Here is a 15,604-nt window from a genome sequence, read left to right as displayed (position 1 = left end):
CAGCCATGAGCATCGACCAATCCTTCCTCGGGCGCGGCTGGGCCTTTCCGCCGGCGTTCACCAAATCGGACGGGCCGTACAGCGCGGGCGGCCAGGCGGCCATGGTATCGGGCGACGACGATATCGGCCAGAGCCTGCGCATCCTGCTCTCGACCGCGCCGGGCGAGCGGGTCATGCGCCCCACCTTCGGCTGCGGCATCAAGCTGCATGTGTTCGACAGCATCAGCTACAACACCCTGACCGAAATCAAGGGCATGATCGCGCACGCCATCCTGTTTTTCGAGCCGCGCATCACGCTCGACCGGATCGAGATCGGCGACGCCGGCATCGATCAGGGCCGGCTCGACATCCACCTCGCCTACACGGTGCGCCTGACCAATACGCGCAGCAATATGGTCTATCCGTTCTACTTCGCCGAAGGCACCAATGCCACCCTTTGACGCCGATCCCCCGCGCCTGTTCGTGCGCGACGGCACCAGCCAGGCCGGGCGCCTCCTGCCGGCGCTGCAGGACGGCTATTTTTCGCTGGCCGAAATGTCCTTTCCCGACCTGCTCGCCATGGCCAGCGAGTACGCCGGCCTGGTCAAGTTCTACCAGCTCGACAACAGCGTCGGCGGCAACTGGGAAGCGTATTTTTCGGCCGACGAAACCATCGTCATCGCGCGCATTCTCTCGACCAATCTGACGCGCCTGCAGGGCGACTTCGAGCAGTGGTGGGACAGCGCCGCCGAGGTAGCGGAGTGGCGGGTCGACACGCTGCCGATGACGGCGCTGGCCACCGGGATGCTCGAGCGCTGGACGCGCTCCCTGTCGACCAGTCCCGGCAACGCCGGGCGCAAGCTGCACACCCTGCTGGTGAGCGTGACCGCCACCCTGTGCGACGACGGCGGGGGTTTTGCCGCCTTCCTGCCGGCGCCCGGACTGGGGCTGGGGCCGCAATGGCACAGCGCGCCCGCCGGCGACATCAGCAAGGCGAGCATGCGGGCCAGCTATTTCGCCTTCATCAAGGCGATCGAAATGGTGCAGCAGGAAGCGGCCCGTCTGCTGCCCGATTCGCTGGTGAGCGGCGAGCACGACCCCGGCGTGGCGCTCCTGATCGCCTTCATCAAGATGGCCGAGCGCCTGCACGGGCGCCTGAACCGCTTCACCGGCGCCCATATCGATTTTTATTACGAGCGCGTGCTGGGCATGAAGCCGCTGCCGGCCGTGCCCGACCATGCCTGCCTGGTGGTGGCCCCCTGTGCCCCCGGCCAGTACGTGGAGGTGCCGGCGGGGACCGAGTTTTTCGCGCAGTCCGGCGCCGCCGGCGCCCCCCTGGTGTACCAGACCGAGCACGCCCTGACGGTGGGCGACGCCCGGGTGCGCGCGCTGAGCACCCTGTACTGCCACCGCGACCCCGATATCGCCCCCGAGACCGACATGGATGAGAAAGGCAAGGCGCCTGCCCATGCCGCCTGGCCCAGCAACATCTGGTGCCGCCAGCTGGACGTGCCGGACAAGCTGGTCGTCACCGATCCCGCGCCGCTGTCGGCCGTGCCGCTGATGGGCGCGCCCAAGAACCCGGGCGACAAGCGCGCCGTGCAGGATGCACGCTTCGGCGTGGCGCTGGCCAGCACGGTGCTCCTGATGCGCGAAGGCATTCGCCAGGTCAGCCTGACCTTGCGCTTCGACGACGACACGCTCGGCCAGCGCCTGCGCGCACTGGAACAGGTGTTGCGCGACACGCACCCGGGCGGACCGGACAGCGAGCAGCGCATCGACCACGAGGCGGTGCGCGCACGCATCCTGCGCGGCCTGTTCCTGATCGAACTGAGCGGGCCGGCCGGCTGGCTGCCGGTGCCTGCCTACTATCCCCGCTGGGAGGGCGACACGGACGCCGGCGCGGCGCCGCTCTCGCCCACGCTGCGCATCGACTTCGAGCTGGGCCTGGACGCCCCGCCCGTGGTGCCCTACGCGCCAGCGCTGCACGGCGAGGATTACCAGGTCGCCGTGCCGGTGCTGCGCCTGCGCCTCAATCCGGACAGCTATGTCTACCCCTTCGGCCTGCTGCGCGCGCTGCACCTGGCCGCCGCCGCGATCGCGGTACGCGTGTGCGGCTGCCGCCAGCTGTTGCTGCACAACCATATCGGCATGCTCAGCCCGGCCCTGCCGTTCCAGCCCTTCGGCGCGCTGCCGACGGTCGGCTCCTACCTGATCGTCGGCAGCGACGAAGCGGCCGTCAAGACGCTCACCAGCGCCGACATCGACCTCGAATGGGGCGACCTGCCGCCCGACAGCGGCGGCTTCCTGGAGTACTATCACGACTATCCGGGCGCACAGGGCAGCGACCAGTATTTCGCCAGGATCGAGGCGCTGGCCGACGGCGTCTGGGGACCGGACGAAGCCGAAGCGCCATGGCTGCCGCTGTTTCGGACCGACTACGGCCACAGCGCCAGCAAGCGCGTGCTGCGCCACGTCACCCTGCCGTGCGACGGCGTGATCGGGCGCGTCAAGCCGGTCGCCGCGCCGGCCACGCCCGACACCAGCTACAGCGCGACGGCGCGCAACGGCTTTTTCAAGTTCACCCTGGCCGCACCGCGCTTCGCCTTCGGCCACCGCGAGTATCCGTACGCGCTCAGCCACGCCATGACGCGCAACCTGCGCGACAAGAGCCGCCACTTCCAGGCCGGCGTGCCCGACCTGCCCTACACGCCGCTGGTGAACACGATCGCGCTCAACTACAACGCCATCGCCCATATCGACCTGCACCGCAGCGCGGCGCCCAAGGCGCTGGCCAACAACGTGCTGATCCACCTGCACCCGCACGGCTGGGAAGCGGTCGGCGCGGCCACCGAGACCGGCGTCACCCTGATTCCCGATTGCCAGGACCTGGGCAACCTGCATATCGGCCTGTCGGCCAGCGGCTTCGAGGCTGCCCTGACCTTGTTTTTCCACCTGCGCGACGATTCGGTGCCCGGCCATCCGGTCGAACCGCACTGGTCTTACCTGAGCGGCAACCGCTGGAAAACACTAGCGCGGCGCAATATCATCGCCGACGGCACCAGCGCCTTCATGACCTCGGGCGTGGTCACGCTGTCGATCCCGCCCGACATCAGCCTCGAGCACACCGTCATGCCGGCCGGCCTGTACTGGCTGCGGGTCGGCGCCTCGGCCGCGCTGGAGCACTTCTCCAGCGTCTACACGGTGTATGCCCACGCCCTGCAAATCGAGCGCCAGAGCGCGGTCGCGGGGACGCTGGCGAGCATGATCCTGCCGGCCGCCAGCATCGAGCGCAGCCGCACCGTCATTCCCGGCCTGGGCAAGATCACCCAGGTGGCCGCCTCGTCCGGCGGCGCCTTGCCGGAGAGCCGCACCCAGATGCATACCCGGATCGCCGAGCGCCTGCGCCACAAGGGACGCGCGGTGACGCCGGCCGATTACGAGGCGCTGATCCTGCAGCAATTCCCCGATGTGTACAAGGTCAAGTGCTTTCCCAATCTGGTCACCGAAGGCCTTTCGGCGCGCGACTGGGTGCGTCCCGGCCATTTGCTGATCGTCGCGCTGCCGCATGTGGCCGATGGCGCCCCGCTCGACGCCATGCCCCACCTGAACGGCAAGCTGGTCGACGACATCGAGCGCTTCATCCGCACCGTGGCGCCGCCGGCGGCCACGATTGCGGTCAAGCCGCCGGTGTACGAGCAAATCCAGGTGCGCTGCGGCATCCGCCTCAAGGACGGGCTGGCCGGCGGCCACTACATCACGCGCCTGAACCAGGATATTTCCGCCTTCCTGTCGCCGTGGCGCGCGCCGGGACCGCAAACCCACTTCGGCTGGCGCGTGCGCATGCACGACGTCGAATCGTTCATCATCGGCCTCGACTACATTGCCGACGTCAGCGGCTGCTCCATGCTGCGCGTGGCGCCCACCGGGGCTGCGCGCTTCGTGCTGTCGGACACGGCGCGCGGCGCCGACGCCGCCGACGCCGCGCTCACGCCGCAGTATCCGTGGAGCGTGGCGGTGCCGCTGCACAGCCACCTGATCGGGATCGCCAGCGCCGACGCCGCCCGCGCGGCCGACCTGAACTCGCTCGATATCGGTTCCACCTTCATCATTTCACCAGAGGATAGCAATGGCGCTTCATAGCCGGGAAACACTCAAGCGGCTGTTCCAGAAAGGCGCGATGCCAGCCCAGGACGCGTTCGGCGCCCTGATCGAATCGATGCTCAACATCGTCGACCAGCAGTTCGACAAGAATGCCCACGACGGCCTGAAGGTCGGCCAGATCGGCCAGGGCCGCCTGATGAGCTTCTACCACGACATCGCCGACAAGAGTGCGATCTGGTCGGTGCGCATGGACAAGGGCGGCGGCAGCCTGGTGTTCGGCACCGGCGGGCCGCAATCGGCCGACGGCCCGGACGGCACGCCCGGCTACCGCAAGGCGATGGCGCTCAGCCCGGCCGGCGCCGAGATCGGCTTCGCCACCCTGGCCGGCCCGCCGCGCCCGGCCACCAGCCAGTTCGAGCTCGACCTGCAAGGGCGGATCGTGGCGGACGGGCGCATCGGGCGCGCCTGCGCCAGCGTGCCGGCCGACGGCGACTGGCACGACGTCACCTCCGACCTGACCGGCTGCCAGGCGTTCGAGGTCATGGCCGGCGCCGGCAAGCGCGACTCGGGCAAGTATGCGGTGCTGCACGCCTTCGCGCTGTCCGCCTTCCAGGGCGGCAAAAACGAAATCACGTGTCATCAGGCCCACTACGGCAGCAAATGCAGCCGCCTCGAACTGCGCTGGTGCGGCACCGACAAGGCCGCCACCTCGCCGTACCGGCTGCAAATCCGGGTCGGCTGCGCCTACGACGCCGACGGCACCGCGCCGGCCGAACGCAGCGCGATCCGGGTCTACCTGACCCAGCTCTGGTTCGACCCGGCGATGAAGGCAAGCTGGCCGGCATCGGCGCGCGGCGGCCAGCCGTGAGCGCGCTCACCCTGTCGCTGCGCGCCGACCAGGGCGCGCTGGTGATCGAGGCGCTGGCCGAACTGCCGTTCAAGACCGTGTTCGACCTGATCGGACGCCTGAACCGCCAGGCCAATGCCGCCGCCGATGCCGATGCTGCCCACGCCTACAGCGTCAGCCTGCCCGACCTGCAGCTGATCGTCGGCGCCCTGCGCCTGCTGCCCTACCACCGCGTGCACCTGCTGATGGACGCACTCGAGGAACAGGTGGCCGGCATGGGCGAGGCATGAGCGCAGCGCTGACCATTCGCAGTCGCGGGCCCGATCCCGACGGCCTCGATTTCGAGGCCCTGCAGCGCACCGGCACCGCCATGCTGCAGGCACTGTGCGGTCAGCGCTGGACCGACTACAACGCCCACGATCCGGGCGTGACCATGCTCGACCAGCTCAGCTACGCGCTCACCGAACTGGCCTACCGCTCCGCCTTCCGGCATGAGGATTACCTGGCCGGGCGCGACGGTACGATCGACCTGGAACGGCACGCGCTGCACCTGCCGCAAGACATCTTCCCGAGCGAGCCGGTCACCGCCGACGACTGGCGCCGCCTGCTGTACGACCGCATTGCCGAAATCGAGGATGTGTGGGTGACCCAGGCCGGCTCCGCCGACGGCCTGATCGACATCGCCTTCAAGCTGGGCGACCCTCCCACCGGCGTGCGCGCGCAGCCGACGGCGGCGCAGGCGGGCGACGTGGCGCGCCGCATCCGCGCCGAGGCCGGCGCCGCGCGCGCGCTGTGCCAGGACATCGGACGCATCGCCGTGCTCGAGACCGAGGATTTCTACCTGACGGGCGATATCGAGGTGCACAGCCTGCGCGATCCTGCCGCGATCTACGCCGACATTTTTTTCCTGTGCGCCCACCACCTCATCTCCGGCCTGCAATTCGACAGCTACGAGCATGCGGCGGCCGACGGCGTGCCGCCCGACGCGCTCTTTTCCGGACCGTTTACCACGCACGGCCACATTACCGAGAGCGCGCAGCGCGCGCCCGACGCGGGCATTTCGCTGCCGCGCCTGATCGGACTGATTCGCGGCGTCGATGGCGTGCGCCAGGTCCACATGCTGGACTTGTGCGACGCCGAGGGCAAGTCCGCCAGGCTCCATGGCGCGGGCGGCAAGCGGCTGGTGCCGCGCCTGTGCTTCCCCAGAAATGAACGGCAAAAGCGCATGCTGCGCGTGCATTTCATGGGCCAGACAGCGGGCCCCGACAACGACGACGACGACGAGAGCGACGCCGACGCCGTAAGCGCACTGATCTCGCGCGCCAGGATCAATTTGAACAAACTGCAGTTCGAAGCGCGCGCGCTACGCCAGCGCCACGCCTCGCTGGAGCACCTGGGCGAGATTCCGGCCGGCGCCGGCCAGCCGCTGGCGCCGTACTACTCGATCCAGCACCAGTTCCCGGCCATTTACGGCATCAATGCCTACGGCGTACCCGCCAGCGCCCCGCCCGAAACCCACGCCCACGCGCGCCAGCTCAAGGCCTACCTGTACGTCTTCGAACAGGTGATGGCGAACTACCTGCAGAACCTGGCCGGCATCGCCAGCGTGTTTTCGATCGACACGGACCTGACCCAATCGTATTTTTCCCAAACCCTGAACAACGCGATGCTGCCCGATATCGAACCGCTGTACACGCGCGAGCCGGACCAGATGGCGCAGGAACTCGACGCTATCCGGCGCCGCCTCGATCCCTTCGAGGACCGGCGCGAGCGCGTGATCGACGTCATGCTGGCGATGTACGGCGAGTGCTACACACAACAGGCGCTGCGCAAATTCAATGCGTACTTCCCGGTGCGCCAGACGATGCACGCCTGGCTGCTCGACAACAAACTGGCCTTCCTCACCCGCATCGTGGTGCTGCTGCGGCAGCGCGCCGCCGGCTTTCGCTACGACCTGCCGGCCTGGGACAGCGACAATGTCAGCGGCGCCCAGCGCAAGATCGCCATCTTGCTGGGACTGCACGAACATCCCTGCTGCCGCTCGCTGTGCGAGCCGATGCGCCGCGCCGGCTTGCGCATCGTACCCGACGCCCACATCGGCGAAGGAGCACTGTCCGGCGTGTTCAGGCACGTGCGCGCGGCGCGTCCCGGCGCCACCATGAACGTCGCCACGACGCTGATGCGCAAGGCCTTCGCGCCCGGCCGCCTGGAGATCGACCGCACGTCCGAGGGGCGCGCCGCCGTCCGTTTCAAGGTCAAAAGCGCGCCATTGACATACTGGCATCTGGGCGAGCTGGAGTCCGGCGAAGGCGCCGCCGAACTGAAGGAACTGAGCACGACCTTGCGCGCGCTGAACATGCGCTGCGAAGGCTTTCACCTGGTCGAACACACCCTGCTGCGGCCGCGCCGTGGCGATAGCGCGCAATTTCCTGCCGCCGGCGAGGGCTTTTTCCCGTTCCGCGTCAGTGTCGTGTTCCCCAACTGGACCGCACGCTTTCACGATCCGGAGTTCCAAAAATTTGCGCAGGACACCGTCAGCCTGAATCTTCCGGCGCACATCCTGCCCACGTTTTACTGGCTGGGCTACGTGCAGATGGACGATTTCGAATCGCGTTTCCGCAACTGGCTCGACAAGCTGAGACACGCCACGCTGGCCGGCCACGACGCGGCGGAGCCGGACGGGGGTGCCGACAAAGCCCTCGACGACGCCTCCGCCTATCTGATCAGTTTCCTGCTGCGCCAGCAGCAGCGCGACGCCCACAGTCACTGGGTATGAGCCGATGAGCGCCGTCCACCGCATCGGAGAACTGCATGTCGAGCTGACGTTCGAAAGCGACGCGCCGCGCCTCCAGCCGATGCCGCACGAGCGCCTGCTGGAACTGGTGCAGGGGCGCATGCTGCCGGAGCTCGAAGCGGTGCTCGACGACATGGATGATGGCCGCCTGCGCCGCATCGAGCGGCTCGACATCGATCTGGGCGATGTGCCTGCGCACCTGCTCGATGCCGAATTGGGCCAACGTCTGCGCGAACTGCTGCGCGCCGCACTGGTCGACGCCTTGCACGCCAACCCTGGCGTCGTCGCCGACGCGAGCGCTTCGTCCAGCGATGCCGCCCTGTTCGAACGCTTCCTGCGCAGCGGCGGATTGGACGGACGTGGCGACACCCCCGCGGCGCTGCTCGAACGCATGCTGGCCAACGATGCCCTGGCCTTGCCCAGCATTCTGCGCCGCGCCGTGGCCCGGCCGGGTGTCGCCAGGCGCCTGGCGCAGCAGTTCGATGGCGAGCAACTGCGCCGCCTTGTGCCGCTGCTGACGCAGGACGCCGGGGCGTGGCTGGCATTGGTCGACGCGATCGGCGCCGCCCTTGCTGGCGGCGCCGGGGCGCGGCGTCATCAGGTGCGCATGCTGTGGGAGCTGGTGCTGGCGCACGTGCTGGGCGTGGCATCGGGCGAGGCCACGCCGGCATTGCGCGCAGCCGCCGGCGCACTCGGACCTGACGCCGGCGCGCAAACCCAGGCACTGCTGCGGGCAATCGGCATCGACAGCGCCACCCGCGCGCACCCCGCCGACGATGCCCAGGCGCGCTTCGCGCAGGCGCTGGCGGCCGCCGACGCGGCATCCATCTGCGCCGACTGGGACGAGCTGGTGGCGCACCACGCCCCGGCCCTGCGCGCGGTCATGCTGCGTCAGGGCGCTGACCAGGCCTTATGGCAGCGTATCGCCGCGCATTTTCCGCTGTCCATGCTCGACGACATGGCGACGCTGGCCGGATCGGCGGCGGGTCGCGAGCACGATGTATGGGCCGACGCCATGTTCGAGGCGCTGGCGCCAGCCGCTGCCGCCGACGCGAAGATCAGGCAGTTCGTCCGCATGCTGTCGGAAGCCAACCCGGACTATCTGCCAGCCGCATGGACGGCCCTGCGCGCAGTCCATGCCGATGCGCTGGCAGGCGCGATGCGCGGTATCGGCGCACGCCATGATGTCTGGCAGCGGGTCGCGCAGCGCTTTCCCCTCACGCTGCTCGACGAACTGACCATGCTCCTGGCGCCGCAGGCGGTGTCGATCCCGGAAGCCCGCGTGGCGGCGCAATCGCCCGCAACAGCGCGCAGCGCGTGGCTCGCGGGCGTGATGCACCTGAGCGCCGTGCCGTTCGACGCTGCACGCTACCGCGCCGCGCTGCGCGCCCCGAGTGCGCTCGTGGTCAAGCTGTGGCAGCGGATCGAAACATGCCTGGCCGGCGCCCAGGGCGACCAGCTAACCGGGATCCGCAGGCAGGAGATCGCAGCCCATGCAGCCGGCAGCGTCAGTCCGGCGGACTTTCTGCGCGCTGCGTGGGACGATCTGCGGCAAGGCACGACCTTCGATCCCGCGGCCGTCGAAGCGCGCGCCGCGACGGCATACGTGCTGCGCGCGCTGCTCGACGCCGACGCGTCCGCGCTATCGGACCTGTCCGGCGAACCGGCGCGCGCGGCGATTGCACATATCGGCGCCAACGCGCAAGTCTGGGCGCGCGTATCCCAGCGCTTTCCCATGGCGCTGCTCGATGAGATGACCATGCTGATGGCGCCGCAGGCACCCGCCCTCCTGCACCGCATGGGCAACGCCGTGCTGGCCGAGCGAGACTGCTGGTTCGCCAGCATGATGCACCTCGCCGCCATGCCGTTCGACGCGACCCGCTATACCGCTGCGATGAGCCTTGCCGTCGGCGCGGCGGCGCAGGCGCGCATTTTTTCCGCGTTGCTGGAAGCGGACGTGGCTAGCCTCCCGTCCGATACTTTTGTTACACACCGCGAAGCGGCACGTGATGCCATCGCCCGCATCGGCGCGCGCAAAGAGGTGTGGGAGCGCGTGGCGCAGCGCTTCCCGCCTGATGTCCTTTATCAAATGACGGCGTTGCTGGCACCGCAGGCCGGGGACATCTTGCGCGAGCTGCCGGTCTGCGGGCCGGACCGCTGGCTCGCCAGCTTCATGCACCTGACGGCGCTGCCGTTCGAGGCCGCCAGCTATGCCGCCGCAATGGGCTTGACCAGCCGCGCAGACGCCGGACAGCGCATTTTCGCGGCACTGCTGGCCGGGGATGCGGCGACTCTGCCACCGGACATGTTCGGTACGCACAGCGAAGCGGCACGCGCCGCCATCGCCCGCATCGGCGCGCGTGGCGACGTCTGGGAACGCGTGGCGCAGCGCTTCCCGCTCGATGTACTCAACGGGCTGACTGCATTGCTGGCGCCGCAGCGGGGGCTGCCGATCGCCGATCGCAATCGCTGGCTCGCCAGCTTCATGCACCTGGCGAGTGGCACGGACACCGAACAGCGCATCTACTCGGCATTGCTGGCCGGGGACTTGGCGCATCTGCCACCGGACATGTTCGACGCGCACAGCGAAGCGGCACGCGAAGCCATTACCCGCATCGGCGCACGCACCGATGTCTGGAAGCCCGTGGCGCAGCGCTTCCCGCTCGATGTACTTCACCGGATGACGGCATTGCTGGCGCCCCAGGCCGAAGACGTATTGCGCGAGCTGCCGATCCGGGATCGGGACCGCTGGCTTGCCAGCTTCATGCACCTGACCGCGATGCCGTTCGACGCCGCGCGCTACGCCGCCGCCATGGGCCTGACGAATCGCGCGGACATCGAACAGCGCATTTTGTCAGCCTTGCTGGCTGCGGACGTGGCGAATCTCCCGGCGGAGATATTCAGTGAACACAGCGACGCGGCACGCAATGCCATCGCACGGATCGGATCGCGTAACGACATCTGGGAGCGCGTGGCACGGCGATTCCCGCTCGATGTTCTGCAACGGATGACGGCATTGCTAGCACCGCAAAACGAGCTACCGATCCAGGATCGAGACCACTGGCTCGCCAGCTTCATGCACCTGACCGCAGTACCACTTAACCCGGCGCGCCATGCCAACGCCATGGGCTCGACGAGTCGCGCAGAGATGGAACAGCACATTCTGTCAGCCTTGCTGGCTGGGGACGCGGCGAATCTGCCGGCGGATATATTCATTGAGCACAGCGCAGCGGCACGCGCCGCCATCACCCGCATCGGCGCGCGGGACGACGTCTGGGAGCGCGTGGCACGGCGATTCCCGCTCGATGTTCTGGACCGGATGACGGCGTTGCTGGCACCGCAAAGGGAGCTACCGATCCAGGACCGGGACCGCTGGCTCGCCAGCTTCATGCACCTGGCAGCCATGCCTTTCAACCCGCGCCGCCATGCGGCCGCATTGGCCGGGCACGCGCCCGCACGTCAGAGCCAGCCAACACCAGCCATTCCTGTCCTGCGCGACCGGATCGACATCGCCACCGACCCGGAGCAGCGCATCTTGTCAGCGCTTCGGTCATCCGATGCGGACGCCTTCGAGGCGGGCCTGCTTGCGGTGGAGGGCGACGAGGCGCGCCAGGCAATCGCCAGCATCGGCGCCCGCTTCGATGTATGGCAGCGTGTCGCGCAGCGCTTCCCGCTTGCGCTGCTCGGTCGGATCACCACCTTGCTGGCGCCGCAGGCGGCCATCATCCTGCGCGATCTGCATGCCGGTGCGCACGGCGCAGCGATTCCCGAGCGTCGCCGTTGGCTCGCCAGCATCACGCACCTCACCGCCACCGCGTTCGACGCCGCGCGCTATACCGCCGCAATGAACGCGGCGGCCATTGAACCGGGCGCCGAACCGGCACGGCGCATCCTGGCCGCGTTACTCGCCACCGATGCGGCAGCCTTGCTGCCCGATGTCCTTGTCGTGCACACCGACGCTGCGCGCCAGGCCATCGCCCGCATCGGCGCCCGTGCCGACGTATGGCAGCCGGTCGCGCGGCGCTTCCCGCTTGCGCTGCTCGATGACATGACGGCCTTGATGGCCCCGGCCGCGGCCGCCATCCTGCGGCAGCCGCAAATCGCCACCGGCGCAGTGAAACTGCCCGCGCGCGAACGGTGGCTGGCCAGCATGATGCACCTGGCGGCCATGCCGTTCGACCCGATACGCTATGCGGCGGCGGTCGGCGCGCCTGTGCCGTCGAATATGCCGCCCGACGACATCGTGCAACCGGTCCAGCGCATCCTGGCGGCGCTCGACAATGCCGATGCGACGGCTCTTACGGCCGATCTGCTCTCGGCACACAGCGACGCGGCGCGTCAGGCGATGGCGCGGACCGGCGCCCGCTTCGATGTGTGGCAGCGTGTCGCCCGGCGTTTCCCGCTCGCGCTGCTGGACGAATTGACGACACTGGTGGCGCCGCAGGCGCCCGCCATCCTGCGCAACATCGCGGCCGCGTCCGGGGCGCCGGTACGCGACCTCTGGCTCGCCAGCATCATGCACCTGGCGGTGACGCCCTTCGATCCGGAGCGCTACAACGCCGCCCTGCGCGCCCCGAGTACTCCCGTGATCGACCTGTGGCGGCAAGTAGCCGCCCGCATGGCCGCCGTGGAGAACCATTTGCAGCGCGACATGCAGATGCAGGCCATCGCCGTGCATGCCGCGCACAGCGCGTGTCTCCCGGATTTCCTGCGCGCCGCCCACGACGCGCTTGAACACTCACAACGTATCGACCTGACCGCCGTCGATGCGCGTGCCCGCACCGCGTTCCTTCTGCGCGCACTCGTCGACGGCGATGCGGCCGGCCTCGTACCGGCCGTCTTTGCAGGTCTCGGCGACGATGCCCGCAAGGCGATCATCGACATCGGCGCGCGCGCCGCCGTGTGGGAGCGGGTCGCGCAGCAGTTCCCGGCGCCGGTGCTCGATGCACTCAGCGCCTTGCTGGAGCCGCACGCCGGGCGCGCGCCACAGCCCGACCGCGCCCGCTGGCTGGCCGCCGTCATGCAACTGACCGCAGCCCCGATGCCCGGCGCGCAAGCGGCAACACACGCCGCCCACCGCGATACAGTTGGCCGGCTGTGGCAAGCCATCGAGACGCACATGGCCAGCCCGGACAGCGTGCTGCAGCACGCCATCAGCGCGTATGCGGAACGCAGCGCGGATACCGCCGGCTTCCTGCGCGCCGTCAACATGGCCCTGGAGCGCGGCGAGGCGATCGACCTCGAAGCCATCGCCGAACACGTCGACAGCCAGCCTGCCGAAGCGGAACCGCCACCCGCAAGCACCGTGCCATCCACCCCGGAGGATCCCATGCCTGCCGTACCGACCATCCACGCGCAGTCCGATCCCGACGTGCTGCGGCGGATCGCCGCCCACCTCGACAACGTCGGCGAGCACGGAAGAACCCTGCTTGGCGCCGCCCAGGCCCATGCCAGCCGCAGCGCCGCGCCGCAGGCCTACCTGCGCCAGGTGCTCGACGACCTGGCCAACGAGCGTGCGGTCGATCTCGACGATCTCGACGAGCGTTTCGCCGCACCGCCGTCGCCCGCTCCGAAGCGAGCCGCCGTCTCCTGCGCGCGCGCCCTCGCCGCCCATGCGCCGGCGCAGCGCGCGGCGCTGGCCCCCCTGCTCCACGGCGCCGGCGAGGACAGCGCGCAGTTTTCGGCGGGCCTGCTGGACAGCGTGGTCACGCTGCTGGCCGGGGCCGACCTGGAGGCAGTGCAGCGCTGCGCGCGTGAGGTTGGCGGCCCCCTGGCACGGGATCTGCCGGCGCCCGCTGCGGCCCGCATCGGGCTGCGCACCAGGCAATTTGCCTTTGGCTGGTTCTTCGAGCAGCGCCTGCACTTCGAACCGGCCGCGTATGCGCGCGCGTTGGCGGCCCATCTGACCGAAGCAGCCGGCGTTGCCGCGCCAGCGCAGCGCCATGCGCCGGCCCTGGCGCCGGGCGCCGCCAGCGTGCTCGATGACGAGTGCGACGCCCTGTACCTGTCGAACGCCGGCCAGGTACTGGCCGGCCCTTACCTTCCGCGCCTGTTTGCGATGGTGGGCCTGACCGAGGGCGCCCGCTTCAAGAGCACCGAGGCGGCCGAGCGCGCGGTACACCTGGTGCAGTTCATCGTCAGCGGCCAGACCGGCTGCCCGGAATACCAGCTTGGACTGAACAAGGTCTTGTGCGGCTTGAAGCTGAGCGCCCCGATCGTGCGCGAGATCGTGCCGACCGACGAGGAGCGCGAGGCGGTGGACACGATGCTGCGGGCGATGATCGCGCACTGGAAAACCATCGGCAACACCTCGCCCGACGGCTTGCGGCAATCGTTCCTGCAGCGGCCCGGCAGCATGCACCTGAAAGACGACGCCTGGCGCCTGAAAGTGGAAGCCGGCTCGTTCGACATGCTGCTCGACGCGCTGCCGTGGTCATTCTCGGTGATCCGGCATCCATGGATGGAAAGGGCCGTGCATGTCGAATGGCGCTGAAAAAGAGGCAATGACAGCCAACGCGCGCAGCCTGGCGCGCGAGATCGACTGGTTCGGGGCGGTGCTGACGGCGCGTTTCGAGACCTACTTCGTGGCGCAGGATGCCGACGCCGGGGTGGTGCCGGTCTTCCCGGCGCCGCCCGATCTGGCCGGCGATCCTTCGCTGTTCGCCGACACCGTGCGCACGGGCGCCGGAGTGGCGATGAGCGCCGACGAGCGCATCGTCCTGATTCTGGCACTGCTGCCGCACATCCGTCCGCAGGCGCTGGATCTGCTGCTGACGCATAACAAGCTGATCGAACGCACCTTCACCGAGTTCGGCGGCGTGCGCGGCGCGGCGCACAGCGGCTTGCTGCCGACCGGCGAAACTGCCGTCTTCATCCTCGCCGGCGACGATTTGCAACGCCGCTTCGAGGTGGGACTCCTGTTCGAGCCATCGCACTTTTTTGCGAAGCTGGGCATCCTGCGCATGCAGCAGGCGGCCGGCGGCGAGCCGGCGCTGCGCGCGACGCTGGCGGTGGAGACCGATTATCTGCACCGGCTCACCGTCGGCCAGCAGCACAAGCCGGACTTCGGCGCCGGCTTCCCGGCCAAGCTGATAACCACGCCGCTGGCGTGGTCCGACCTGGTGCTGGCGCCCGAGGTGATGGATGAAATCGAGCAGATCCGCGCCTGGATGCGCGGCGGTCCCGCCCTGCTGCGCCGCTGGGGCCTGGAGACGAAGGTCAAGGCGGGCTTTCGCGCCCTGTTCTACGGACCTCCCGGCACCGGCAAGACGCTCACGGCGACCCTGCTTGGGCAATCGGTTGGCGTGGACGTGTACCGCATCGACCTGTCGATGATCGTCTCCAAATATATCGGCGAGACCGAAAAGAACCTGGCCAATGTGTTCGACCAGGCGCAGAACAAGAACTGGATCCTGTTTTTCGACGAGGCCGACGCGCTGTTCGGCAAGCGCACCGAAGGCAGCAGCTCGAACGACCGTCACGCGAACCAGGAAATCTCGTACCTGCTGCAACGGGTGGAGGACTTCCCCGGCGTCGTCATCCTCGCGACCAACCTGCGCTCCAATCTGGACGAGGCGTTTGCGCGCCGCTTCCAGTCGGCGATCTATTTTCCGCTGCCGGACGCGCTGCAACGTGAACAATTGTGGGACAAGCTGTTTCAGGACCGCGATTTGCTGGCTGCCGACGTCGATCTGCACCGCCTGGCCGACAAGCACGTGCTCTCGGGCGGTGCCCTGACCAACGTGGCGCGCTACGCCGCCATTCGCGCGGCGCGGCGCCAGGAAAAGCAGGCCACGGCCAGCGTGCGCATCGAACTGGACGACCTGGAGCGCGCGATCAAGAAGGAATTCATCAAAGAAGGACGCACCCTTTAGGGATCT

Annotated in this window: 7 protein-coding genes; all 7 read left to right on the top strand. The window is 68.8% G+C overall.

Translation table 11 applies throughout. The annotated features are described in order from the left end of the window. Window positions 1-5: 5 nt before the first annotated feature. Genes RBA41_RS00125 through RBA41_RS00095 form a run of 7 tightly spaced genes read left to right on the top strand, consistent with a single transcriptional unit; the run spans window position 6 to window position 15,598 of the window. Window positions 6-440, top strand: coding sequence for a gp25 family contractile injection system sheath assembly initiator (locus tag RBA41_RS00125; RefSeq protein WP_306619792.1), 435 nt, complete (start codon window positions 6-8; stop codon window positions 438-440). Then, on the top strand, window positions 427-4,122 hold the full coding sequence (locus RBA41_RS00120; protein WP_306619790.1) for a baseplate J/gp47 family protein: 3,696 nt from the start codon (window positions 427-429) through the stop codon (window positions 4,120-4,122). The genes RBA41_RS00125 and RBA41_RS00120 overlap by 14 nt, the downstream gene beginning before the upstream one ends. Beyond that, a complete protein-coding gene (locus RBA41_RS00115) occupies window positions 4,109-4,951 on the top strand; it encodes a contractile injection system tail -fiber like adhesin (protein ID WP_306619788.1) in 843 nt (280 codons plus the stop codon). The genes RBA41_RS00120 and RBA41_RS00115 overlap by 14 nt, the downstream gene beginning before the upstream one ends. Next, window positions 4,948-5,220 (top strand): hypothetical protein, encoded by a 273-nt coding sequence (locus tag RBA41_RS00110; protein ID WP_306619786.1) that lies wholly within the window; start codon window positions 4,948-4,950, stop codon window positions 5,218-5,220. Before RBA41_RS00115 ends, RBA41_RS00110 begins: the two co-directional genes overlap by 4 nt. Beyond that, window positions 5,217-7,706, top strand: a complete 2,490-nt coding sequence (locus RBA41_RS00105; RefSeq protein WP_306619784.1) for a contractile injection system baseplate wedge protein — start codon at window positions 5,217-5,219, stop codon at window positions 7,704-7,706. Before RBA41_RS00110 ends, RBA41_RS00105 begins: the two co-directional genes overlap by 4 nt. Window positions 7,707-7,710: 4 nt before the next feature. Next, window positions 7,711-14,217: a contractile injection system tape measure protein gene (locus tag RBA41_RS00100; RefSeq protein ID WP_306619781.1), complete on the top strand. Its 6,507-nt coding sequence runs from the start codon at window positions 7,711-7,713 to the stop codon at window positions 14,215-14,217. A 10-nt stretch (window positions 14,218-14,227) separates the two neighbouring features. After that, the gene (locus RBA41_RS00095) at window positions 14,228-15,598 is read left to right on the top strand and encodes an ATP-binding protein (RefSeq protein ID WP_306619779.1); all 1,371 of its coding nucleotides are present in this window, start codon (window positions 14,228-14,230) and stop codon (window positions 15,596-15,598) included. Window positions 15,599-15,604 lie beyond the last annotated feature (6 nt).

It is taken from the genome of Massilia scottii (assembly GCF_030846495.1).
In the GTDB taxonomy this organism is placed as follows: domain Bacteria; phylum Pseudomonadota; class Gammaproteobacteria; order Burkholderiales; family Burkholderiaceae_D; genus Telluria_A; species Telluria_A violaceinigra.
Note: the sequence above shows the minus strand (reverse complement) of the source record. Positions and strands in the feature narration are given on the sequence as shown.

Bases quoted from the DNA above. Each gene is read 5' to 3' on its own strand.
- RBA41_RS00125 (WP_306619792.1), top strand. From the start codon at position 6: ATGAGCATCGACCAATCCTTCCTCGGGCGCGGCTGGGCCTTTCCGCCG.
- RBA41_RS00120 (WP_306619790.1), top strand. From the start codon at position 427: ATGCCACCCTTTGACGCCGATCCCCCGCGCCTGTTCGTGCGCGACGGC.
- RBA41_RS00115 (WP_306619788.1), top strand. From the start codon at position 4,109: ATGGCGCTTCATAGCCGGGAAACACTCAAGCGGCTGTTCCAGAAAGGC.
- RBA41_RS00105 (WP_306619784.1), top strand. From the start codon at position 5,217: ATGAGCGCAGCGCTGACCATTCGCAGTCGCGGGCCCGATCCCGACGGC.
- RBA41_RS00100 (WP_306619781.1), top strand. From the start codon at position 7,711: ATGAGCGCCGTCCACCGCATCGGAGAACTGCATGTCGAGCTGACGTTC.
- RBA41_RS00095 (WP_306619779.1), top strand. From the start codon at position 14,228: ATGACAGCCAACGCGCGCAGCCTGGCGCGCGAGATCGACTGGTTCGGG.